The 25,082-nt window shown below is 37.5% G+C and carries 20 protein-coding genes and 1 pseudogene; 10 read left to right on the top strand and 11 right to left on the bottom strand.

Annotated features, from left to right (window positions below; all coding sequences use genetic code 11):
• Positions 1–185: 185 nt before the first annotated feature.
• The 3 genes from BP861_RS09775 to BP861_RS09765 all read right to left on the bottom strand — a co-directional run bounded on the left by BP861_RS09775 (position 186) and on the right by BP861_RS09765 (position 3,134).
• The gene (locus BP861_RS09775; protein WP_292374813.1) at positions 186–653 is read right to left on the bottom strand and encodes a hypothetical protein; all 468 of its coding nucleotides are present in this window, start codon (positions 651–653) and stop codon (positions 186–188) included.
• A 689-nt stretch (positions 654–1,342) separates the two neighbouring features.
• Positions 1,343–2,629 (bottom strand): hypothetical protein, encoded by a 1,287-nt coding sequence (locus BP861_RS09770; protein ID WP_292374811.1) that lies wholly within the window; start codon positions 2,627–2,629, stop codon positions 1,343–1,345.
• A gap of 4 nt (positions 2,630–2,633) precedes the next feature.
• Entirely contained in the window at positions 2,634–3,134 is a 501-nt protein-coding gene (locus BP861_RS09765) for a hypothetical protein (protein WP_292374809.1), read from the bottom strand.
• Positions 3,135–4,088: 954 nt separating this feature from the next.
• On the opposite strand from BP861_RS09765, the gene BP861_RS09760 reads away from it, so the two are divergent.
• Positions 4,089–4,286, top strand: coding sequence for a protein-tyrosine phosphatase family protein (locus tag BP861_RS09760; protein WP_292374807.1), 198 nt, complete (start codon positions 4,089–4,091; stop codon positions 4,284–4,286).
• Between the two features lie 299 nt (positions 4,287–4,585).
• On the opposite strand, the gene BP861_RS09755 is transcribed toward BP861_RS09760, so the two are convergent.
• Positions 4,586–4,792 carry a hypothetical protein gene (locus tag BP861_RS09755; protein WP_292374805.1) on the bottom strand — a complete coding sequence of 69 codons (207 nt, stop codon included), beginning with the start codon at positions 4,790–4,792 and terminating at the stop codon, positions 4,586–4,588.
• Positions 4,793–5,008: 216 nt separating this feature from the next.
• Entirely contained in the window at positions 5,009–5,131 is a 123-nt protein-coding gene (locus tag BP861_RS16115) for a hypothetical protein (RefSeq protein ID WP_394339173.1), read from the bottom strand.
• A 306-nt stretch (positions 5,132–5,437) separates the two neighbouring features.
• On the opposite strand from BP861_RS16115, the gene BP861_RS09745 reads away from it, so the two are divergent.
• Entirely contained in the window at positions 5,438–6,568 is a 1,131-nt protein-coding gene (locus tag BP861_RS09745) for a hypothetical protein (RefSeq protein ID WP_292374803.1), read from the top strand.
• A 139-nt stretch (positions 6,569–6,707) separates the two neighbouring features.
• On the top strand, positions 6,708–7,892 hold the full coding sequence (locus tag BP861_RS09740) for a tetratricopeptide repeat protein (RefSeq protein WP_292374801.1): 1,185 nt from the start codon (positions 6,708–6,710) through the stop codon (positions 7,890–7,892).
• A gap of 36 nt (positions 7,893–7,928) precedes the next feature.
• Here the strand turns inward: BP861_RS09740 and BP861_RS09735 are convergent, their stop codons facing one another.
• Positions 7,929–8,768 carry a type II CAAX prenyl endopeptidase Rce1 family protein gene (locus tag BP861_RS09735; RefSeq protein ID WP_292374799.1) on the bottom strand — a complete coding sequence of 280 codons (840 nt, stop codon included), beginning with the start codon at positions 8,766–8,768 and terminating at the stop codon, positions 7,929–7,931.
• 736 nt (positions 8,769–9,504) lie between these two features.
• Here BP861_RS09735 and BP861_RS09730 point away from each other — a divergent pair.
• Complete coding sequence (locus tag BP861_RS09730; RefSeq protein WP_292374797.1) at positions 9,505–12,468, top strand: PGF-pre-PGF domain-containing protein; 2,964 nt, start codon at positions 9,505–9,507, stop codon at positions 12,466–12,468.
• Positions 12,469–12,590: 122 nt separating this feature from the next.
• Here BP861_RS09730 and BP861_RS09725 read toward each other — a convergent pair whose 3' ends face one another.
• Positions 12,591–13,031, bottom strand: coding sequence for a hypothetical protein (locus tag BP861_RS09725; RefSeq protein WP_292374795.1), 441 nt, complete (start codon positions 13,029–13,031; stop codon positions 12,591–12,593).
• A gap of 420 nt (positions 13,032–13,451) precedes the next feature.
• A complete protein-coding gene (glgP, locus tag BP861_RS09720) occupies positions 13,452–15,128 on the bottom strand; it encodes an alpha-glucan family phosphorylase (protein ID WP_292374793.1) in 1,677 nt (558 codons plus the stop codon).
• Positions 15,129–15,567: 439 nt separating this feature from the next.
• Here glgP and BP861_RS09715 point away from each other — a divergent pair, with 439 nt between their 5' ends.
• Together BP861_RS09715 and BP861_RS09710 are read left to right on the top strand one after the other, a co-directional pair.
• A complete protein-coding gene (locus BP861_RS09715) occupies positions 15,568–16,557 on the top strand; it encodes a GAF domain-containing protein (protein WP_292374791.1) in 990 nt (329 codons plus the stop codon).
• 515 nt (positions 16,558–17,072) lie between these two features.
• Complete coding sequence (locus BP861_RS09710; protein WP_292374789.1) at positions 17,073–17,513, top strand: pyridoxamine 5'-phosphate oxidase family protein; 441 nt, start codon at positions 17,073–17,075, stop codon at positions 17,511–17,513.
• Positions 17,514–17,772: 259 nt separating this feature from the next.
• Here BP861_RS09710 and BP861_RS09705 read toward each other — a convergent pair whose 3' ends face one another.
• Positions 17,773–18,498, bottom strand: coding sequence for a fasciclin domain-containing protein (locus BP861_RS09705; protein WP_292374787.1), 726 nt, complete (start codon positions 18,496–18,498; stop codon positions 17,773–17,775).
• A gap of 468 nt (positions 18,499–18,966) precedes the next feature.
• Here BP861_RS09705 and BP861_RS09700 point away from each other — a divergent pair, with 468 nt between their 5' ends.
• The 4 genes from BP861_RS09700 (at position 18,967) to BP861_RS09685 (ending at position 23,395) form a co-directional block, all read left to right on the top strand.
• Entirely contained in the window at positions 18,967–19,371 is a 405-nt protein-coding gene (locus tag BP861_RS09700) for a pyridoxamine 5'-phosphate oxidase family protein (protein ID WP_292374785.1), read from the top strand.
• A 92-nt stretch (positions 19,372–19,463) separates the two neighbouring features.
• Complete coding sequence (locus BP861_RS09695; RefSeq protein ID WP_292374886.1) at positions 19,464–19,703, top strand: hypothetical protein; 240 nt, start codon at positions 19,464–19,466, stop codon at positions 19,701–19,703.
• Between the two features lie 422 nt (positions 19,704–20,125).
• Positions 20,126–20,980 carry a DUF1638 domain-containing protein gene (locus BP861_RS09690; RefSeq protein ID WP_292374784.1) on the top strand — a complete coding sequence of 285 codons (855 nt, stop codon included), beginning with the start codon at positions 20,126–20,128 and terminating at the stop codon, positions 20,978–20,980.
• A 222-nt stretch (positions 20,981–21,202) separates the two neighbouring features.
• On the top strand, positions 21,203–23,395 hold the full coding sequence (locus BP861_RS09685; RefSeq protein WP_292374782.1) for a CHASE4 domain-containing protein: 2,193 nt from the start codon (positions 21,203–21,205) through the stop codon (positions 23,393–23,395).
• Between the two features lie 108 nt (positions 23,396–23,503).
• Here BP861_RS09685 and BP861_RS09680 read toward each other — a convergent pair whose 3' ends face one another.
• Both BP861_RS09680 and BP861_RS09675 read right to left on the bottom strand, forming a co-directional pair.
• The gene (locus BP861_RS09680; protein WP_292374781.1) at positions 23,504–24,175 is read right to left on the bottom strand and encodes a YkgJ family cysteine cluster protein; all 672 of its coding nucleotides are present in this window, start codon (positions 24,173–24,175) and stop codon (positions 23,504–23,506) included.
• A 520-nt stretch (positions 24,176–24,695) separates the two neighbouring features.
• Positions 24,696–25,082: pseudogene (locus BP861_RS09675) on the bottom strand (hypothetical protein); the annotation flags it as partial.

Below are 25,082 nucleotides of genomic sequence, written 5' to 3'. Positions count from 1 at the left end.
GTGAATCAACTAGTATTGAGATTATATCTCAATACTCATTGATACTAAAACAAGTGTCTGAGAGACTGTCTTAAAATTAAATAATATTTGTAACCAGATTATTTGCTAGTGCCAGAACTCAATTGATTATTGGGAATTTGAAAAATTTGAGACCCAATTTTGATTTCTGGATTTGATTTCTGGAATTAGCTAAAATGTTTAAAGGATTCTTCTATATTTCTATCTATTTCTTGTTGTATAACTTCGGTCTTATTTTCCATACTTCCGGTTATAATTCCTTCTATAGTTCCATTTAAGGTCGTATTATCCATTTTTCCAGTTACGTTTCCGATGATAGCTCCGATTATAGTCATATTATTCGTATTTCCGGCCACTCCGGTCATATTTCCGGTCATGTTACAAATAAAAGTACCAGTCATATTTCCTGTCGTGTTCCCAGTCATGTTACAAATAAAGGTTCCAGTTATATTTCCGGTAACATTCTCAGTCATGTCTCCTGTATGATTTAATAAATGCAGGAGACGATACTGGGAACCCACCAAGCCTGCGCCACCGCCGTCTGCTAGGTCTCTGTCAGAATTTAATGCTTGTACGGACCCAAGAAAGAAAACTAAGCATAATGCTAGTAGAGAGACGATTAATTTTATTTTCATTCTTTACCCCCGTTTGCGAATTAGATCATTGGGATCTATTCATATATAATTTAAATAAAATTTATTTAATAGAGATGCATATATAATATGCAATCGGATTATAAATAATTAGTCTCTTCTAACTAAAGTTACATTTTTTCCATTTTTTTCAGGCCTTTCGAGAACATATATTGGTATATATTGGTATATATTATCATATCTGTAATAAAATAATATAAATTGTATATTAAAGTTTAATTCTTTAAGAATTGTCCTTTATACCTTTAATTTCATTTTGTGAAGAATACGTTTTATCAAGTATTTTTTGCTATAATTTGGCATAAAAGTGAGAAGTTGTTCCGCACGTGTCTCTCATTTTCCGTAATTGCTAATACTAATTTCCAACTTTGTAGAAAACCTATCTAAATCAGTTACAATAGGCTGAAAATCAGGAAGTAAAAACAGGTAAAGCTATTCAGTTCAAATTAATGAAAAATTCTTTATTTCAGAGGATTTCTACAGAACCGGTTTTTTCTTTATTACATAACTAAAAAATTTACAATTAGATTATTGAAATAAAATATCATTAAATTCAATTAAAACTGTTTTAAACAAATATTTTGCAAAGTAAATATTATTTCTAGCATTATTGAAAAAAATAAGATTTTTTGTGGAAAAATAGTGGAACTTCAATTATAAAACTCTTTAGGTTATTCAAGGTTGTAACAGAGTACAAAAGCGCATGTCAGAATCGATGCATTCAAGAGGTACACCTTATAGTTTTCCAGATTATATGTTTCATGCAGTCCTGAGAAAAGTCTAACCCAATAAATTGCTATAAAGGGCCATAATATTAACAGAATAGAAAAGGATAACCATATAAGTGACCTTGAGCCTACGTAGTAGATTAATGCCGTATACAATGTTTCAGAAATTTTTTCTATACTTAATGCTCCAAGTAGATATGGTACAAAGAGAGTGCCGAATAAGAAACTAATTACAGCCAGGAATAACTGAAATACATGTGCCATAGGAAAAAGAAAAAGAAATAGTAGAAGGCTTTTATTATTAAAAGAATAAGTAGCCATCCAGCATCTTATAATGATTGGAGGATGGGTTATTTGAGATAGAAGCCACTGTTTCACTGTCGTTTCTCTTTTCAGCTTTTCTATAGCCTTTAGAGAAGTAACACCTAAACCGCCCTTTGACTTTATCATGAACCTGTCTGCATTTAGCTCTGCACACCAGATACCTATTATGGGGAGAACATAATAGGCTAAGTTTTGAAAAAGTATAGGTAATGGATAATATATTAAATTCATTAAGAGGTATTGAGGTACGAATGTTTTACGATAAGAGGTTCCTGTAAAATCGATAAAAGCTAAAGCTATTTGGAGAAGGAAAACAAAGAAAATAATACTGAATGTATGTCTAAGTACAAACTCAAAGGAACTACCTGCTCCAAGAATCAAAGCATCTCCATTTCTATAATGACCAATCTCATGGAAAAGCACTGCCTGAGCGTTTTCTCTGTCTAAGCGCCATGACTTGACAAATTTTCCAAATATTGCTATGCCAGTTTTACGATATCCTATTGGATAGATAAATACTACTTCTTTTGAGCTAAGAAGATTTGCTTTAATTTTAAGATCCGGAGCGTGAAATTTAAGAAAATCTTCAATCTCGACAATTGCTGGGACTTGTTGATAATTTTCGGTTAAATTATATTTTTTTTCAACATAGTATTTTCGTATTGACGGAAATAATAAATTCAAAGCACCTAAAAACAGAAATATTCTGGGAATCCAGTAGGGTGCATTTATTAATTCAAATCTCCTAATAAGGGCCATGTCCACAAAAGTAGGATCTGTTGGAAAGAGAAAATCAATAAAATCTGTCTTCAGCTTTACTATCAGATTAGGTAATTCGTAAATATATAAGAAAAGACATACCCATATCCAAGGAGGAAGAGTTTGGCACTTCTCATTTTTGGGCATAGAATCACTTGGACCCAGCAACTTTTTCCACAAATATTACAGAAATGGATGGATCTTTTAATAGTGTAATAACAACATTCGAAATAACTTTTTCACATTGTTCATCAGGAAGACCAGAAGCTTTCAATTCTGTTGAAAACGTATCGAAGACTGTTGTTAGAACTGAAGAGTATTTTTCAGGTAGCTTACTATTTATTTCCTTTATCTTGAGCTTATCACATATACCCAGAAGATTGTTTATAATTGAGAGGTTCTCATCATCTACTGATAAAATCTTGAGTATAAAAGGAGAAGCAACTGCTATTCCCTTCAAAATCCATGGGAAAAGTAATATGCCTTCAAATAATCCAAAAGCCCCAAGTTCTGTACTCTCTTGCCTTCCAAAAAGAGATTCTTTTTCTTTTCCGCCTCGGATAAAAGCTTCAGCTATAAGAGGCGCCAGATCAATCTCATCAGGTACTGTGGCTTCCGCAATCTTTGTGGATAAATCAGTCACAATATCCATAAGTATTCCCTCTCTTGGTAGATAAGCCCTACAAAAAAGATTAAATATTTCTTATCGATTTCTGGATATACTCTCACCCTTAGTTCTTCTTTTATGTATTAATCTCCACGATATATAATCAGAGGAAACGTTTGTCAGAATCATCTCTCTGAAGGCTTATGTTTGATTAACAGTAGCTTATTCAACTGTAAATGATCGTTATAGCATTAAGTGTAAAGTTTTAAGGTAAATTAAGTACTGCTCAAGTTTCTAAGCATATTTTAGACCCAAAGCTTCATATTTCACTCTGAAACTAAAAAATTTAGCAATTTATCTTTTTTATTTTACTACATCCTATTATTTATTAGATTTTTGTATAGATATAATATATTACAGCGCCATAGTTATCTTCCGTTTTTCCCGCCAAAAACAGTTCATAGATCGTATTCCCAAGAATTAAGATAACTCTTTCAACAGCCGATAATTTACTCGATTCTCATCAAGTCTGCTCAGCTTAATCAGTAGATATCTAAGGCTTTGTTGATATCATTGTGCGACTTTACCTGACTGTACACACTTATCCTGATATATTCTGTATTTAAACGAAATTTATATCTTTTAATCACATGATTTTACGATTATGCTCTCACTGCTTAGTCCTCAGTCAATGCCTGTAATAGAAGGCATCAGAATCCCAATGAATTTTACGTAGTTCTTAAGGAACCTGTACCTCTGGCTGGTATGTCTTATCCAGGAGTGCGTACGTCCTGGGAGAAAATTAGGAATGCAGGTTTTTCAAGTGTTGTCTGTATCTGTGATTCTGATGTATCTTATAATCCCTATCCTCTAATCCCTATCCTCTCAAGTTTCTTTTTTCTGCGGAATTAGAAGACCTTCACTATTGGTAATGCTCCATATGATCCTGAAACACTTGAGTGGTTTGTCAGAAAGGCAACTAATGTAACAAGAAAAGAAATGGATACAGGGAAAGGTATTGTTGTCCACTGCATGGGAGGTATAGGTAGAACTGGTACGGTTCTGGGGTGCGTGCTTAGAGATCTTGGTTTTTCGACTGATGAAGTGATAAATTATCTGGATAGGATACAAAAATTTATAGGGTTCCGAAGATGGTCGGAAACTAAATGGCAGGCGGAAATGGTACGCAAATACTGAGAAAAACTTTGGACTTATATAATACGTGAATTAGAAGGAGCAGGGAAAGTTTTTCGGTCTTATCTGGAGTTCAATTCGTCTCTGCTTTTCCTGTCAATTCGATATATTTTGATAAATATTGACAGAAATTATAAAAATAGATGAAGTAGAATTAATTAAATAAAACTGGTTCATAGAGAACAACTGAAAAAAGGATTGTGCCCTCTGATATTTAGAAAAAGCTTGATGCATAGCTAAGTAATTTAGCTTACTAGAACACTTATGTTATCCTTTCAAGATTTCTTTTAACCTGTTATTACTCAGGCATTGTAGGCATCATAAATCTGCCAGACCCATATAATTGTCCATATTAAAAATCCAGTCCCGAAAATGTGCATTGCCCCTGTAATTATGAAGGCTATCCAGATGCCCAGAGCCTTTAACAGATGTCCTTTTACAATTTGGCCCAGGCCAGGGAAGAAAAAAGAAAATAAGGCTGGAATCCCGTGTGTTCTGCAACAATTCATAGAACTTACCTTTTTTAAGACATTTAACAAGAGAGCGTATATAAATAGTTTAACTTAAAAAGGTTTTTCCCTTTAAAGTGACCTCCTCTAAAACTCAGCCTATAAAATAAATTTTTTAACCTGCTTTTCATGCATTGTAGGCATCATAAATCTGTGCAATCCAGACAACCATTCCAATTAAAAATCCTATACCGATGACGCTCATAAATAGACTTATTAGCAGGGCTGCCCAGATGCCACTGCTTTGGATACCTGTCCCTTTACAAGCTGGCCCAGACCAGGAATGAAAAAAGAAAATAACGCAGGAACTCCGTGTGTTTTCTTACAGTGACAGTTCATATGATCACTTCCCCAAGTTAAATTCTCAAGTCGAATTCAAAATTCACTTACTTCTAAATTTCTTCTAACTTTTTGAAAATATATCCCAAAATTAATATATATTATATTATTAAACTATGAGCTATATCTAAACTGCCACCTAAAAAATAATTGAATGTATAGCCTTAAAGTTTCAGGTGAACTTTCCTGAAAAACATTATTTTTCAACCTACTAATAATGGTTGTCTATTTTAATTTATAGGTTGTAGGAGCCTGGTTATGGATAAAGAGGATAATAAAAATTCGATTTGGAAACAAATTAAATCAATGTGGAACTCGCTACCAGAACTTATAAAGTTATTTGGTACCATACTGAGTATAGCTATTGCCCTAAAAGCTCTTTTTCCCGCAGCTGTGGTCGGAATAAGTAATTTTGATGCAGACCCGGGAATTGTCGAGCCAGGAGGATCTTCTGTTTTGAACTGGGGCGTCTCTGGAGCTGACAATATTACAATAGAGCCTGGTATAGGACCTGTAAGTTCAAATGGATCAATTTCCGTATCCCCTTCCGAAACTACAACGTATAAATTAATAGCTAATAGTAAAGGAAAAGAGAAAGTAGCACTCTGCACGGTTACGGTTAGCGAAGGATCTAAAGAGCCTCTTCTCATCAGTTCGTTTGATGCAAACCCTGATTCCATCACACCCGGCAAGAGTGCAGTCCTGAACTGGCACGTTTCCGGTGTTTCAAATGTTACCATAGAACCTGATATTGGAGTTAGAGAGCCCACTGGAACATTGAATGTGTCTCCTGCTAGCACTACGACGTATAAGCTTACAGCTTCAAACGGCGATAAAGAAGATGCAGCTTACTGTACCGTTGCAGTTGAGGAAAATTCTGCTTCTTCTGAAAACATTTCCGCATCGAATCTTCCGTCTGCAGAAGAAAACCTGACATCTCAGGAGAATCCGATATCAGAAGAGGCTTCAGAATCTCAAGACAATTCGGCACTTCAAGAGAATCAGGCATCACAGAATAATTCAAAAATTCAGGATAATCAGGCATCTCAAGAAAGCCTGCCATCTATCGGCTCATTTAACGCAAATCCAGATGCTATCGAGAAAGGGGAGAGCTCAAGTTTAACATGGAGTGTCTCTGGAGCCTCGAAAGTCTCTATAGAGCCTGGGATAGGAACCGTAGGTTTAACTGGCAGCCAGCGTATATTTCCCGACGAAACCACGACTTATACCCTGACTGCTACAAACCAGTTCGGAAGCACAGATGCCACCAAAATCGTGCTTGTACAGGAGAAGTCTTCTGCACCCGTATCTGAAGAACCAGTTTCGATACCTTCTCATTCGCCAACTTCAACGCAAGAGCAGCCCTCACCAGCTAATAGAACAGAATTCAATAATTCCACCTCCGGGATTGAATCTCCCCAGAATGAGGCATTATAAAAAAGTTAATATAAAATAATTATCTAACCTGCGGAAAAATATTTAATTTTCGATGCACAGTTTTAATTAAATAGAGGAACTACCATAAAGAGAGAAAATTCTAGTAAAAACTCTTATAACGAACAGACCTACCAGAACTATGATTAGCAAAAAACAGACTTCAAACCTTCCGGAATGGAACCCCCCTGCCCCTTCAACTGTCTATATAAAAATTAAAAATATTCCATACGAGACTTTCAAAGCACGGCTGAATGAGGGGCTGGTTACCACTGAGCTTGATCAGATTCGATATAGGCTGGAAAGGCGAATCTACTGCTGCGGGGTCTGTTCCAAGCATGTTAATGAGTACTGCGTCATTACAAACCGGAAGGTTGAGCCAGGATGGATTTGCAAGGCTTTTGTGCCAAAAGAAGAATTCATATACCTTGATACCCAGCCTGGTTCGGAAATATCCCCTGAGTATAGGTATCTTTCGGAAACTGGACTTCGGAAAAACAATCTCGAAGGTGAAACTCCGGAAGAAAGTAACCCGAAAAGTTCAGAAAGCTTTTACGATGACGGAGTAAATCTTTACAGACAGGGCAGGCTCAGGCTTGCACTTGAGGCTTTTGACACGGTACTTTCTGAAAACCCCAAAAATTTTCCAGCCCTGTTTCATAAAGGAAATACCTTGTTAAAACTCAAACGCTACGATGAGGCTCTTGAAACATTTAAATGTGCCTCCAGAATAAATCCGGATCATCCAGGGCTCTGGACCAATATCGGATTTGCATTAGTAAAGCTCGAGCGCTTCAGGCAGGCACTTGAAGCTTTCGAGAAATCTATTTCTCTGAACCCGGTACAGAAAAATGCCTGGGAAGGAAAAGACACTGTGCTTTTCCGGATGCTCAGATGTGAGGAGAAACTAAAGGAATTCGAAAAAGCCCTGGAAGAGAAGCCTGATAATGCAAGCATCTGGTTTGAGAAAGGCAAATTACATTTAAAGCTAGGAGAGGTAGAGGAATCCAGAGAAGCTTTTGAAAAAGCCCTTGAGGAAAGACCTGAAAATGCAGAAGCCTGGCATCTCAGGGGAAAAATCCTTTTTGAAACCGGCTCTGAAAAAGAAGCCCTGCATGCTTTTGAAAAGGCAACTCGGAAGAAACCAGACTTTCCTGAAGCCTGGTATGAAAAAGGCAGGATTTTCCTGAGACTTAGAAACCCTAAAGGAGCAGAAAATGCGTTTAAAATCGCAGCTGACCTGTGGGAAAGCAAGGGACTCAAAGCAAACGCTGAAACTGCCCGTTCAAGGATTAAAAGACTCGCAACAGATAAAGCTGGTTTTTAAAACTAACATATACTGTTCTTAACAAATATTACTTCATTAACTAACAGTCACTTTTTTTGCCTGTCTTCTATAAGCTCTTATTCCAAATCCAACTAATAAATAAAGAATTGATGTGATAATTCCAGTGATTGGTGAAATAAGAATTTCTTTTCCTGCTGCAATGCTGATAAAACCTGATATAACTAAGGGATTTATTAGCGAATCCTCTACCATATGTAATACAACGCCCGGCCAAATAGAATTTGTTACCCTATAGAGCTCAATAAACATCACCGCCCAACATATCATTGTTATAATAGAAATAATGGAAAATATAGTTCGGCTGACAGGTAACACTACTTGCATATCTGTTTCCGGTAAAAAGACCAGGTAATATGGAATATGCCACATTCCCCAAACAATGCCAACTGTGAGATATATTTTCCAATCATTAAGGTTTAATTTGACGAGCTGTGAAGTTAAATAGCCATACAAAGGAGCCCCATCAAAAATATCTATAATAAAACTGATTAACAGGGTACTGGAAAACAGCAAAATAAAAGGTCTGAGGTCAAATGCTGATAAGTCGATCCACTTTGTCATATCCCCAATTATAAGAACTATCGCTGTTACAACAGGAAAAATCAAAGCAGCAATCAAGTACCATTTTATGTTTCCTTTGAAATTCGGCTTGAAACCAATATCACTCCAACTGCCCCTTGAAAAAATGGTGATTGCAATTGCAGCCAGCATAGGTAACACTAACCATATTCCCATACCAGTAGAATCGCCTTTGGATTGCTCGGTAAGGAGTGAATCTACAAGAGCACCTATCCACCCACTGAGAATAACAATTACAATAAATATAACAGTATTGCGAAAAAGTTTCTTATTCATACAAACCTCTCTTTAACAAATATTAATAACCTTTATTCAAAATATTTTGCAACCTAGACTTAAGTATATTTTTCTTTATAACTAAATTGTCCAAATCTTCAAAATATATCAGATTATTAATAAAAATATCAATTATTTATTTTACTGGATTATATATTTTAGATGAGACTAAGCTGATTTTTAATAATACATATTTTCAACGCCGACAGTAATAATAAACTATCAGGCGACTTAATGCAAACTTTTGCACTCAAGACTACATTCGTCTTTTACAGCAGATCCTCCAAAACTTATGGGTTTGTAATGGAAATCATTCGTAAAGTATACTATGAGCAGGACTGACTTAATTATAAGTAATAGAAAGTTGCAATATGTCTGTTAAATAATTAGGTAACTGTTGGTCTTGGATTGGTTTACCAGCATCTTGCTCTCTCAAACCTAGACAGTGTAAATATTATTAGATTAAATTTTCTGGTTAAGATGGATTTTTTGAACCTCTCAGAGTCCTTACACGAGGCTTATACCACGTACAATATTGAAGAATATTAAAGAGGCAATTTCAAAAAAATAAACGAGTCGCAGAAAAATAACAATGAAATTATGAAAATCAAAAACGGGAAATTCTTAGATAACATAAAAAAGGAATTTTTGTATCATAATGGGAAAAAGGAGGCTTTTAAATCCCTTAAGAAAGAAAAAACGCTTAATATTGTCTTCATTTAAGAGGTCTGACACAATGAAATTTCACAATTTCAAAACATATGTGAGACATGGTTTATTTCTCATCTTAATAACTAGTCTGATCGGCATTGCAAATGCAGATACAAATCAACTTGTGTATTATAACTGGTCTGCAGATACCGGAGATATTATAATTGACAATTCGGGACACGGGAACAACGGTATAAATAATGGTAGTACAACCTTTATTCTGCCAACTGGACAAATAGGAAGACACTTTAACGGACAAAACCGGATAACAATAACTAATAATGACGAACTGGCATTTACTGATCCACATATAACTTGTGGAGTGTTTTTCCGGTACGATTCAAGCAATCCGGCTCGTAATACATACCTCGTTTCTAAGGGAAATACCGCCTTCAGGATCAGTATTGACCATACGAATTCCTTGCTTACATATGAGATTTATGCAGACGGCCAGTCCATCCACGGCTCGAGTACAACTCGCATACAACCTGATAAAGATTATGAAGCTATCGTAACATACGATGGTGATCATGCTCAACTGTACATCAATGGACTTGCTAATGGAGAAGGCGTGGATCATACGGCTGCGACTCTAGGCCCGAGCTATATCACGGAAAACTGGACGATAGGCTCATCTTCTGATGCTACGTACGGGCTAAACGGGGCAGTATATGCTTTTTATGTGTATAACAGGACATTGAACTCGTCCGAAATCTTAGATTTATATGCGAGAGATCTCCATAGTATAAAGAACTTAAGTAAACCCGGAGGTATTGCTTTATCTTGGGATGACTCAGGGCATATTCAATCATGTTATCAATATTTACCAATCTTCCAGAAATATAGTGCCACGTGCACTATTAATGTAAATAATATAAATACCCGAAGACAGTCTGAAATCGAATTAAAAGAACTGAAGGAACTGCATGAGGCCGGATGGGAAGTAGCTTTGCATGGATATAATCACGCAGACTCGGTTGGATTTCTAAATAGTAACACTCCTGAAATGTGGCTAGACCAGGAAATATTACCGAATATCGTAGAAATCACCCGTTACGGCTATACGGTTTGTACCCTCGCATACCCCTATTCAAGTAGAAATGCAGTTACTGATGCAGCAGTAGCCCCATACTTCCGGACACTCCGAACGAGAGCTCCCACAATAATAAATGGAAATATAAATGAAACAACCCTGGCCTATTACAATTGGGATGATACTCAACTTCTGTATGGGATTGAAATCGACGACCAGTCAATTGGTGCCAACCTGCCGTCTATAGAACATGGAATCGATTACGCAATAAAAACAGGGAGCGTACTTGTGTTATTCGGGCATGCAATTACTCCAAATGTTACCGGGCCGTACCAGACTTCAACCTCAAGACTGGATTCGATTCTAAACTATACCTGTCAGAATGGAGGTGAATTTTATCGTATGGGAGAGCTTGGCAATTCGTCCTGGAAACAAGTCCCCAGATTCTCAAAGGTCACTGCAAACTACACGGTTTCCCGAAATAGTGTATTTGTCGGAGAAAACGTGACATTTATGGATTACAGTATCAACCAGGACACTGAAATGCTTGACTTTGATGACGGTTCGCCTGTGAGCAGTACTGCAAATGTTGTTCACACATATGCAACGCCAGGAGTTTATAAGGTTAATCTAACGGTAGCAAATGAAGTTTCGAGCGATTCGATGATTCAAACAATTACGGTTATCCATGCGACACCTCCATCTGCTGATTTCACCAGTAATTGTACGGAAGGACATCGGCCACTATGTATAGCGTTCACGGACACATCAACCGGACTTCCAGAGTCCTGGTCCTGGGATTTTGGGGATGAAAATAAGTCATCAGCCCAGAATCCGGTACATGAATACTCGAAGGCTGGAAATTACTCTGTTAAATTAACCGTAGAAAATAGCAAAGGATCAAATTCGATTGAAAAACAAAATTATATAACAGTATCGACAAAAACTCCTTTGTCTAATTTCCGCTCGAATATAACAAGTGGAAATATCCCGTTAACTGTTAAGTTTAATGATACTAGCACCGGGTCTCCAGCCTCATGGAACTGGGACTTTGGAGATAGAACGAGTTCGACTGAGCAGAACCCAACACATACTTATTTTTCAGCAGGAACCTATAAAGTCACTCTGGTAGTGAGCAACGCCGACGGAAACACTTCAAAAACAGCTACAATAACCGCACTTGAGAACAATGACTCAAGCAGCGGAAGCGGTGATTCAAGCGGCGAAAGCGGCGGTTCAGGTGGAGGAGGCACCCACAGCAGTGGTGGTAGCGGTGGAGGCGGAGCAGGCGGTTCTCCTGAGCCTGCAAAGAATGTAAAAGTAAAAGAACTTTCGCAGACTTACATAAAAAGCGGAACCCCTGTAAAATTTGATTTCCCAAAGAATGCCACTGCTATTGTTTATTTGAGCTTTGATTCAAAGAAGACGACTGGCAAGACAACAACGGTTGTTGAGATGCTGAAAGGCAAATCTACGCTTACGCCGGACGCTCCCGAAGGAGAGGTTTACAATTACCTCAATATCTGGGCTGGAAATGGCGGATACGGAACAGATAAGAGCATCGAAAACGCGGTTGTATGTTTCAAAGTTGAAAAATCATGGATCCGGGATAAAAGCATTGACCAGACTTCAATCAGCCTTAACAGGTACAGTGATAAGAAATGGAATAAACTTCCAGTCACCCTGTTAAAGGAAGACAATAAATACCTGTATTTCACAGCCGAAACCCCAGGATTCTCTCCTTTTGCAATAACAAGCAAGCTTACGGGAAAAGAAAATGTAGTTGAGATACTGCCTGAACCCAAAACAGAAGATACAGAAAGTGATACTCAAGATATGGCAGCCAATATTGAACAGAATTCTGAGAAGAAGGAAAAAACTAATGAGATGCCTGGATTTGAAGTAATTTACGGTATTATCGGGCTGCTTGGATTATTCCTGTATAAAAGGAGATAAATATTGTTAGATAGTATGGATAACTATTCCTGCTATCTAATTTTAATTTATTTTAAAATATCAAGGAAAAAGGCTCTTCCTGAAAGCTGTACATTTCTTGAGAAAAACTATTGCTTTTAAATTTATTCAAATATTTTAGGCGATTTTTCAGCAGTTTCTTTTCCAGTGATGTGTATGACAAAAGTATTCATAATATTGCCCACGCAATCTGCTCTTTTTTTAGATCTTAGAATGTAATTAATCGTAGTTTTATTGGTTTCAATTTCCAATAAGCAATCTGAATTTTTTTCGTTTTGCTCTGTTAAGATTTTGTTAACAGCTTCCGTGTACATCCTCCCAATCCTGGTCAGCTTGTTCTCAAACATTGGCATCTTTAAGCATACGTACAAGTATTTGTTGACCCTTAAAGCCTCTAAAAACTCCCCATTAGGAATTCTTTTTATGTGTCTTTGAAGCTTAGTGTTAATTGAGTCTTCAATTGCTTCTCTCGTAAACTCTTCTTCCCTTTCTGCCAGCTCCTGTTTTTTCCCTATGGTTTCCGCCAAACTGACTGCATTACTCATCCTTCTTACCCCTTATTTCCATCTGTACAATATAATCGTTAAGAATAATAAGAATCCATTTTTATTAAAATTCATTTATATTAAGATAAATATAAAAACTGCGGACTTCAATATAAAAGTAGCAGAAAAAGAAGTTCTGAGTAAACGCGGTAACCGAAGTAATGATTTTTGAGTAAATAGGGTAACCGAAATTGAGATCTGACCTCAAAGAACAAATTAGCCATTTCCTCAGATTGGTAATCCAACGGTATTTTTGGTTGCTTATCAGTGGTCGAAGAACTGTGAGGTAGCCGCGAGCGCTTTCAGATTGGCACGCTTGTCTGTCCCAGGGTTTCCCGATGAAACTGCGGCTGGAATCTAAAAAATAACGAGAAGGATGAAATTCAAAATTATAAACTCCTGTGAAAAATCATAGTACATTTATAGATAAGCATGTGTAACATAACGCCGCATCATTCTGTGGCTATTGAAATAATAGGCTATCATGCCTATGGAGTTGTTAATTAGCTTAAACCATTCATCCTTGCGGTCATAGTACATGGGGACTATAATATAATACAGCTTATTGTAAAGGTCGCTGAGTTCGGCAGCTTTTGCTTCTTCTTCAGAAAGTTTTTCTTCAGGCTGCGGGCCTATTGCCCAGCCGGTCACGCCTTCAATCCAGCCTTCGATCCACCAGCCATCTAGTACACTGAGATTGACGACCCCGTTATGGGCAGCTTTCATGCCGCTTGTACCTGAGGCTTCATAGGGGCGGGTTGGAGTGTTCAGCCAGATATCGACCCCGGAGACCATTTTTGCAGCCAGGTCTATATCGTAATTTTCCAGAAAAACAATCTTTATTTCTTCCCTAAGGATTTCCATATCTTTAAAGATATCCCTGATAAGCTGTTTTCCTGCTTCGTCATGGGGATGGGCTTTGCCTGCAAAGATAAGTTGAATTTTTCCTCGTCTGTTTATTTTTCTGAGCATTTCAAGGTTGGACAGAACTAGGGTTGCACGCTTGTATGCAGTCATGCGCCGTGCAAAGCCGATTGTCAGAACTTCATAATCCATGCCTACTCCTGTCCTTTTGTTTACCTCATCGATAAGGGCCTTTTTTGCGTTCCAGTGTGCTTCCCAGATCTCTGTATCCGGTATTCCATCTATCCTGACCAGAAGTTCAGGCTCATTTGCCCAGCCAGGCATGTAGCGGTCATATAGTTTCCTGAAGTAAGGAGAAGTCCAAGTATATGAGTGGACACCATTTGTTATCGCCTGAATTTTGTAGCCCGGGAAGAGTTCGCTTGAGATCATGCTGTGCCTCTTTGTGACTCCATTGACATAGTTCGACAGGTTAAGAGCAAAAAGGCTTGTATTAAATCGGTCAGATCCTCCGAATCTTCTGAGGATATCTACACTCTTTTTGTCCTGGATGAGGTCTTCTACAAGCCCGTAATCAAATTTGTCGTGTCCTGCTTCTACGGGGGTATGTGTGGTAAAAATACAGAGTTCCTTCACTTTCACAGGATCGGTGCCATTACACTTCAGGAGTTCCAGACCGAGCAGGCTTGAATGACCCTCATTCATATGATACTTTCTCACCTTAAAGCCCAGAGCATCAAGCATTCTTACTCCCCCTATTCCAAGTACTATTTCCTGCTTAAGCCTATAGCGCTGATCTCCCCCATAGAGAAAATCCGTAATTCTGCGATCTTCCCATTCGTTCTCCTCAACATCGGTATCAAGGAAAATAATGGGTACACAGCCTCCTGTGAGGCTTTTATAGTTATACAGCCAGGCTCTGACTTTAACGTCTCGGCTTTGAATTTTTACACTTACCTTTTCTGCGAGAAGAGTCATAAAACGAGCAGGGTTCCACTCTTCGGTATGTTCTATCTGGTTTCCGGAAGGATCAAGAATTTGCCTGAAATAGCCTTTATTGCTCACCAGTGTTACTGCTACCAGTGGAATGTTCAGGTCCGCAGCCGATCTAATAGTATCCCCTGCAAGTATACCTAATCCTCCAGCATAAGTAGGAATTTCATTGCTAAGCCCTATTTCCATAGAAAAGTAAGCAATCTTTTGTCCTTTCAATACTCCCTGAATTTCATCCATGTTCTCAAATTCTCCTCTTTTTATTTTTTATACATATGTATAAAAAATATCTCCTCGGTGATATATCAAATTGATCAGGAAATCCATTAAAAAATAGGACTAAACAGAATTTATACTTCAGAAAAGAAAAAAGGGTTTATCCAAATCATCAAAAAATGAAACAGGTCTAGAAATAGAAATGGTTATTAAGTAAACTGACAACTAGTTTCAATATTATATATATATTTTTCTCTTAGATTTCCTCATCCCCATGTATTCCTTTTCACGGGTTCATTAGATAGATCTTTACTTTCAAGTCATAGCGTTCTGACGCATTATGAAACTCAAATCATAAGCTTTTTAATTTATTGGGTACTTGTATGTTTGAGAAGCAAAAAATGTAAATATGGGAAATACATTTGGAGCTTTCTGTAAGAGATTTTAATTTACGGAGAATTAGATGCCCAAAGTGATTTCGAACTCGGCTAAGAATGGGAATGGCAGGCAAAAAGCCTGTAAATACCTGAATGAGGTAGCGTTATGCAACGCTCTGGAGATGGCAAAGGAACTTATATCAGTAATAAATAAGGTTCCTGTCACAGTTTTCCTCTGGAGACCGGAGAAGTACTGGCCTGCCGAGTTTGTCTCCGAAAACATAAAGAAATTCGGATATACCGTAGAAGAGTTTACATCCGGAAAAGTCATGTACGGCAATATTATACATCCTGATGACCTGGAGAGAGTGGAAAGGGAACTCTTAAGGAGGATAGAAGAAGATTACGTGGATTTTTCCCAGGAGTACCGCATCCTGACTAAATCAGGCGAAGCACGCTGGGTTGATGAAAGGACTTTCATTGAAGCCGATGAAAACGGGATTGTAAAATACCTTAAGGGAATAGTCCTGGATATCACTGAGCGGAAGAGGAAAGAAAAACTGCTCTATATCCAGAGAGACCTTGGCATCGCACTCAGCACTTCCAGTTCCCTAAACGAGACCCTTGAGAAACTGCTGGATTCCTGCCTTCAAATAGACGAAATCAATGCAGGAGGCATTTATCTTATCGATGAAGAAACAGGAGATATGTCGCTTGCTATCCACCGCGGCTTCTCCCCGAATTTTGTAGAGCATGCCTCCAGTTACAGTGCAAACTCCCCAAATGCAAAACTTGTTATGATAGGGCAGCCGGTTTACAAACAGCATATAGACTTACTTCTTACGGCAAGAGATGATGCACTAAGGCACGAAAATCTCAGGGCTACCGCAATTATCCCCGTAAAATCAGGAAAAGAAGTTATTGCAGCTTTTTATCTTGCTTCAAGCCTTGAGTTTGAAATTCCGGATAGCGTGCGCACTGTCATTGAAACCATTGCAACGCAGTTTGGCGTCTTCATCTCCCGTATCCGCCTTGAAGAAAAACTGAAAGAATGCAGAAAGAAGAAAAAATCTTAAATAATAGTTATCTTTTGCTCTTTTAATCCTTTTTTAAAGATAAATCCTTTTCAACTAGTTTATTTATTTTTCAATTATACTATTCATTTTGTAAAGCCTTTTCAGGAAAGAAGATGGTCTTTCCAATTGGATAAGGGAAAAGTCAAAAGAGTAGTCTCAGAAAAACACAGGTTCTATCAGATTTTTTTCAGTCTAGCTTTACTATCTCTGGTTTAATCCAGGGAAAAATTACGTATATGTTGTATAGATATTCCCGTTGACTAAAGATATAAGTAAAATTTATAAATTTTGCCCATCTAAACTGTATGGGGGAAAGATAGGATAAATGGAGTTTTCCCTTTTTTATACTACAGGACTGAAAATCTATCAAAAGATTAGGAATTGTATAAGGGATTGGAAAATTATATAATGGAATTAGAAAGAATTCTTAAGATTCACAATATCCTGGCAGACTCGGTGAAAAAATTCACTCAAATAGGGTTTTAGCTGAGAATTATGATAATTTGGTGGGGATTATGGCAGAAGAGCTTAAAGATAAGATTCACGAATACCTTTCAAATCACTATTACCTAAACCTTGCAACCGTAAGCCCGCAGGGTAGACCAATGGCTCATACAATGGCATATGTGTCTGAAGGCGCTGTTGTATATATGACAACCAATAAGAATACTCGAAAAGTCCAGAATATTCTGCAGAATCCGTATGTAGCATATACTGTCGATGAGGATGACCCTGATTGGTTTGATATGCAAGCCCTTCAAATTGAAGGTAAGGCATCGATAGTTACGGATGAAAAAGAACTTCGAGAAGTTGGAGAAATTTTGGTAGCCAAATTTCCGGTTGCTGCAGACATGCCACCTGACCCAGATAGTATCATGATAAAAATTGAGCCAGAAGTTATCTATTATATTGATTACAGCGTTAAGTTCGGGTACAGGGAACAGGTTAATCTCTGAGACCTGTATTTACCTATTACTAAAGGTTCTGGAAGAAATAAAGGCTTGATTGGAGAAACCGAATAAAAAGCTTGAGTGACAAAGCGGAATAAAATTTGACTAAATAAGCATAATGATAGTTTAACTTACAAAACAGAATAAAAGCGAATTGACAGGATAGATACTTAAAAAGTAAAGAATTAAAGTAAAAAAGGAATTAAAGAAGGAAATCTAAATGTTCTTTGAAAGTAGAACCTTTGCTTCTGTTCCTTATTTGGATTTAGACTCCTGATGGGACCAGTACTTTATCAATTCCGTGTATAACTCCATTACCTGCAATGATATCAGGCTCTATAACAGTTGCATTTTCTACCATTATCGCTCCATCTGCTGTGACATTAACAGCGAGCTTTCCGGTCTCCAGAGAAGTCAGAGAATTCATGTTTTTAAGATCTGAAGCCATATATTCTCCAATAATCACGTGATATGTCAGCACACGGTTCAGTTTCTCTTTATCATTACTAAGGTCATCAAGCATACCTTCTGGAAGGCTCTCAAAGGCTATATCAGTAGGAGCAAAAATCGTATAGGGTCCACCGTTATTAAGAGTGTCTTCAAGCCCTGCAGCCCTCACGAGTGAAGCAAAGGTGGTATATCCCGCCCCTTCGGCAGTCTGAACTGTCTGATTATTACCCGATGTTTGATTTTCAGCAAAGCTTTCATTGCCCTGGCCCAGCCCCTCTTCACCCGGAGTTATACCCTCTTCCCCTTCAATAGGAGAATTTTCTTCCTGACCGGGTATTGACCCTTGACCGACGCCTACACCTTCTGGTTCTGTAACTTCAGTTAAATTCGGAGTTGTGCCTTCTACCGGAGAAGCCCGTTCTTCTTCCTCGGTGCCCGTCTTATTGTCCTGAGCATTTTCCGCACAGCCAGAAACAAATAATATTCCTGCTAAAAGTAAGACTATAAGAATTCCAGATTTTCTAATATCTTTTCCCCCCAAATATATATTTAAAAGATATACATTATAATGAAATTTACATATCACAATATATGTTCTTTTTATATAATCTTATCTGTTTTTGCAGGAAGGTGTTTATTAAAAAATAAATCAAGCTTGCCAAGAAGTTAACTGGTATTTATTTCTGTATTTCGATTTACCTGTACTCTTAAACAAAAGTATAATTTATCTCTTGCAACCTGGAGGTATAATTTCAAGAAACACATTATATATGTATTTTTTAAGATCTAGATAAGTGCTTCTGCATTTATGATCATGATTTTGACTGCAGATTTTTGAAAGCTCCTTGGTTATATTATAGTAACCTCAATGTTTTCCCCTGTATCACTTAAAAAGCTTGACTTAACCTATTCTAAGAAGGTTATTAAAATACACAAATCTGACCTTCAATACACAATTCTGACGCTTAAATATATAAATTTATACTGCAACCATCTTGATGGTGATACCATGGTAAAATTAAATGAAGAGATGAAAACTGCTTTTTCAAAGGTGAAGATCTTTCCTGTAGCTACGGCCTCAAAAGAAGGAATCCCAAACGTAGTGCCTATAGGGTTCTGCCAGCTTAAAGATGATGAAACAATCTGGATTTCCGATAATTTCATGTCCAAATCCCTGGCAAACCTTGAAGAAAATCCAAATGTTGCAATCTACGTATGGGGGCCAGATACCGGCGGTTGCTTCCAGATAAAAGGTAAAGCCGAAATTATCAGTTCCGGAGAAAAATTCGAAAAAATGAAAGCAATCGTGAATGCAGCAAAACCCGGACTTCCTGCAAAGAATCTTATAGAAGTCAGCATTAGCGATGTATTCCAGTGCGCTCCCGGCCCTAACGCAGGAAAGAAATTACTCTGATCGAATTAAACGCATCATATTAGCATAATATCTGGATAAAGCACCCGAAAGTTCCCGGATAGGAGAAATAAATTATGGTTGGGAGTGTAGAAATGATTGAAAATAAGGGAGATGCCCCTGTTTTTTGTGAAAAGTTCTGTGTAGTCTGCAAGGGTGCAAGAGAGGGAAACAAAATTTGCAAGGCTATCCAGAATATCGAATTAAAAATATTCGGGAAAAACGGCTGTATCTGGGGAGCCGCAAGGACAAGATATTACGGAGTCACCCCTGATAAAAAACTCCCTGTGAATTCAAGAAAAAATAAACAAAAACCAAACGGTAAAAAGAAATAAGGGACAGGGAATAAATCCAATGCTATAAAGGGATATAACATACTAATCTCTAATCGTAGCAAAACAGAGAATAGATACCTAAAAATTGAATAAATTAACTGAACAGAATTAAAAAAGACAGGTATCTATTTTTTTCCTGTTCACACTTACTCTCTTTTGTTGTTTTCTCCATATATCTTTTATAATTTTTATTTACTATTTATTATCTAAATAGCAACAAATCTTTAATACTATTTCCAGAGCGAATTTACCAGTGTCTCGGATATTACATTACAATTATCTAGAGCAAAGAGTTACATCTAGAACAAAGAGTTACGAAGAAGGATTTCATAAATAAAAATTAACTGGAAAGAGTTCGAGAAATAGAAATTTAACGGAAAGGATTCAAGAAACTAAAATTTGCAAGGAAGAGTATCTGAATCATGCCTGTACTGAGCATTATTGCCTGCGGAATGCTCGAAGACGAGCTTGTACATGTCTTATCAAAAGACCGCGAGTTACAGCAGCTAATCGTTGTGGAAAGCCGCGAAAGTTTAGGACTCCTTCGCAAGCTCAGATCAAGAAATTGTAACCCAAGGACAGCCTTTCTGGACCGCGTCCCAATGCTCCTGAAAAGCCACCGCAACCCTGATTTCATATCTCCTGCAAGGATTCTTTCAGGCTTTCCGATCTTCAAAAAATTTTGCAAGAAAAGGGAACTCAGGGAAGAGGTAAGCGTTGTTGTAAACCTGTTAAGTCTGGGCCTGCATGCTGATATTGAGATATTAAAAGCTGAAGTTTACAACAATGTCCGTGAAATGGCTTCCTTTTCAGACAGAATCCTGATTTTCTATGGGACCTGTGGACATGCACTTGGAAAAGTGGAAGAAGATTTATCGGATCTCAAATGCCAGCTTTTCTTCCTTAAAGACCGGAACGGGGAAACTGTAGAGGACTGTATCAGTCTGGCACTTGGAGGAAACGAAGCTTACGCCAAGGCCATGGCCGAATTCCAGGGTATGGGAACGATCTACCTGACCCCAATGTGGGCCTCGAACTGGAAAAAGCTGGAAAATGAAAATGGAAACCGAGACTTCAACAAGCACTACCTGAAAAATCCACTCTACTGCCTGGCTGCAAAAATCGATAGCGGATTTATAAATGACCCGAATTTCCACACAAACGTTAAAGAGTTCGCCTGCGCCTTTGATATGAAAGTCGTGAACCTCAAAGGAAGCCTGGAAGTTACCGAACAGTCATACTTGAATGCCCGAAACGGTGCAACTGAAAAACAATAAAGAAACTGGTTTAAGCTTTTATTGAAGGTCCATTTAAATCTTGTTAGCCCTATAAGTTAGAATTACGGGATAACTCAGCAGGTCAAAGGGTAGAAAAAGAAGAACAAGCTTTAATTGATCTTAAACTCTGTACAACATCTACTAAAATTTATATACTTTCTCACCTTTTAATATCAATAATATATTACTTTCAGACTTTTTCTAACGGGTGAATTCTTTGGGGTGTCTCGAATAGATATTAGTAAGAAAGTTCTTTTAATAACTTTTTTAATTTTTGGAATCCTTACAGCTGCGTTTACGCTCACTCATAACATGCAGCTTTCCAACTTTTTGGAGCTTGAATATGTGGACACCTTGGATAATGTAGAGAGGGTGCAGAACGCTATTTCAACCGAACAGGGATATCTTGATCGTACAGTACAGGATTGGGCTTGCTGGAATGACACTTACCGTTTTGTTGAAGACAAGAACCAGAATTATACAGATACAAACCTTCAGAATCAAACTCTTACAGGAATCAAGGTTAATGTGATGCTTTTTGTGAATAAATCCGGATCTGTCGTCTGCGCAAAATCAGTAGATTTTTACACTGGAGAGGAAAAACCAATTCCGGAAAAGCTTCTCAGGATGGTTGAAGACGGAACCCTTCTTTCAAAATCCGAAAATGACACGAAGAGTGGTTTTGTCTTGCTCGATGAAAATCCTATGTTTGTTGCTTGCCATCCGATTCTCACGACAAAATATACTGGGCCTATGAAAGGCACCTTGATATTTGGGAGATACTTTGACGATAACTTATTTAATTATTTTAAAGATTCTACCCGTTCTTCTCTCTTAATGTACACAGTCGATGAAGAGTTGCCTCCTGATTTTCAGGCTAAGCTTAACAACTTATCATATAATCCAGACAAGATTTTTGTCGAACCCCTCAATGACAATATAATAGCTGGCTATTTTGAGCTGCAGGATATTTCAGGCAAGCCTGCCCTTATTATGAGGGCGGATTTTCCAAGAGAACTCTATATGTACGGCGAGAAAACCCTGGATAATATGTATTTCTTCCTTTTTCTAACCGCTATCATGACCGGTGTAGGGGTTAAATTTGCGTTTGATAGGTTATTTATCTCAAGGTTAATAGGGATTGATAATTTCGTTACCAAAGTCAGGTCGGAAAAGGACCTTTCCAGAAGACTATCTCTTAAAAATGACGATGAACTTTACCGGCTCTCAAGGGAAATAAACGGAATGTTAAATGAAATCGAGCTTGCAGAACAGGAATTAAAGGCGCAGGAACGAGAAAAGAAGGTCCTGCTTGACTCTCTAAATGAGCTGGCTATTTTCGTTGACCCTGAACTTAAAATAATCTGGGCTAACAAAGCTGCTCTTGAATTTATGAAGATAGACCTTCAAAAAGCAGTTGGCCTATGCCTTAAGAAGGCTCCTGATATAAGTAGCCCGCTATCCGATTACTTGCGACTTGAGCAGATTTTCGTCACAGGCAATAAAAAATCAGGAGAATTTACTGCAAAAGACGGCAAGGTATGGTTTGTTCAGGCAATCCCTGTTACCGAAGAAGAGGACGGAAAGATTATAGGGGTCCTCAAAATGTGCAGGGATATTACGGAGAGTAAAGCTGCAGAAACCCTTCTTCAGGAAAAACAAGTTGCAGAAGCTGCAAACCGTACTAAGAGTGAATTTCTGGCAAATATAAGCCACGAACTGAGAACACCACTTAACTCCATAATAGGATTCTCGGACCTTCTGTATGAACAGGTGTACGGAGAATTGAATGAAAGACAGTTAAAATCCGTTGGGAACATTTCGAAGAGCGGAAAACACCTTCTGAATTTAATAAATGGCATCCTAGATCTCTCTAAAGTAGAAGCCGGAAAAATGGAGCTAAGTTATAAACAGTTTGAGCTTGCCAGTAAGCTTACCACAATAAAAAATCTTCTGTCACCTATAGCCGACCGGAAAAATATTCAAATTGAAATCGATATGGATAGCAGCCTTTCCAATATATATGCTGACGAAGCCCGATTCGTTCAGATAATGTACAACCTTGTTGATAACGCTATAAAATTCTCCTATGATAATGGGCTTGTAAAAATAGGGGCAAGAAAAAAAGGAGATATGGTAGAAATAACGGTCACGGATACAGGAATTGGAATTAAGCCCGAAGACCAGAGTAAACTTTTCAAGCCTTTCAGCCAGGTTGATTCCTTTTTGTCCAAACAATTTCAGGGAACCGGACTTGGTCTTTCGCTGGTCAAGCAGATTGTCCAGCTACATGGCGGATATATCTGGTTCAGGAGCGAGCCTGAAAAGGGAAGTACCTTTGCTTTTGCGATTCCTATAAAAGGTGGTAAAGGCAAAGAAGGAACTACCGAGTCAGATAGTAAAGTACAGGATTAAAAAATAGACAGTGGAAAATATAAGAAAGCTGAAAAAATAAATTTTATTTTACTAGAGAGTGAATTCAGGCCTCTGCAGGCGCTTGAATTCAATCACTCCAGCTTAAAATTAAAAAACAGGTTCTTCAACCTTCTGAACGAAATCCTGAACGAAATCAACACATAGTCTGGTAGTTTCGGTCTCGGCTTTCTGCAAACTCAACAATTCTTCCAGCGAAAAAACCGCATATTTACTTTTTCCACGCCTGTATTTATTCAGTTTATCGTAATCAAAGCAGAGATTATCATAGCTAGTTACATGCCTTAACCATTCAATAGGAATCGCAAGTCTTGATAATAACGGTATAGCGGTTTCAAAATAAAGCCTGCAAGCTTTTTTTCGTGATAATTTGCACCAATTATCAATTATAAAGTTTATTTTTTCATTTTCAAGTGTAAAAACTAAAGGATAAATTTTACAGAATATAGGCTTAAAATCCCGACACTCACATTCCTCATTTTCTTCGTTCAAAAATGGGCACAACTTTCCTAATTTTAATACATGTATTAAAGTTTCATCATCCATTTTCAGAGCATCCAGGAAGCGAATTTTAAAATCCGAAACACTTATACCCATTTTTTTTGCCATATATTCTTCTTCCCCGGGTAACAACGTTCCTATTTTATTATGCTCGCAAGCTCCCCCACATTCACTGCATATGTTAAAAGTATTTTGATTACTACCACTGAATATCTTATGGAAGCTTTCATACATTTGTACTGGTATTTTCTTATATAACAACCCAAAAACCCCTTTGTATGCCTCTATACATTTGTATTATATTTCCTACAAATCGACCTGAACAACCCCTCACCGAAGGAATTCCATTGCATATATTTTTTATAAGTGATATTTACATGTATGCCTGGTTGCACTTCCTGTTCTAATGCTAAAAAATAAAAAGTAGGTTAGATTTTAAAAAATCAATTCTGAACTGTTCATCTTCCAAAAAAAATAAATAGTATAAAAATTCTATAAGATAGATTCATTTTTGAGTAGTTACACAATAAAAAATATTATGAGTTTGGTTTTAAATAAGACTGGAACGATGTTATCCGGGGAGGTTTCGATAGGCAACCTGCTTTTTCAAGTATTTTTACATAAGCATATCTCATAAGAAAACACATTACCTTCCATTGAAACCGTTGCAAAAGTAATTCGCTTCTTATGCAAGTAACAAGATTTAGGACATAGATCAATCAGTTTAAAATAAGAAAAAATGTCAAAAAAACCTGAAAAAAATTCCAGATTGTTTCTCGCTTTATGCCTGTTTTTTTCGGCGATATATGAATACCCCTGCTACTGCAAGTGCTATTAAAACAACATAGACAAAATATGATCCAAACCCACTACTCTTGTTACCTGGCCTTCCTCGTCCCTGTTCAGTCATATTTCCTGCAGTCATTTCGAGTTTTACTTCCTTATCAACCGTGATTCTTTCTCCTTTCGCATCCGTATATTCAATCTGGACTTTTAGAGGATCGGAATCCATGGAAGTTACATTGTTATCATCGAGTTTGACATTGGATGAAGAATATGTATTCTTGCCATCTTCCTGTGTGCTTACAATATTGAAAGATGCAATTGTGTAGTCCCCTTTCTCAAGGTTTCCTACAATAGTTGAGGAACTTCCTGATACTCTGTACCC

This window comes from Methanosarcina sp. UBA411 (assembly GCF_002495725.1).
Taxonomy (GTDB): domain Archaea; phylum Halobacteriota; class Methanosarcinia; order Methanosarcinales; family Methanosarcinaceae; genus Methanosarcina.
Note: the sequence above shows the minus strand (reverse complement) of the source record. Positions and strands in the feature narration are given on the sequence as shown.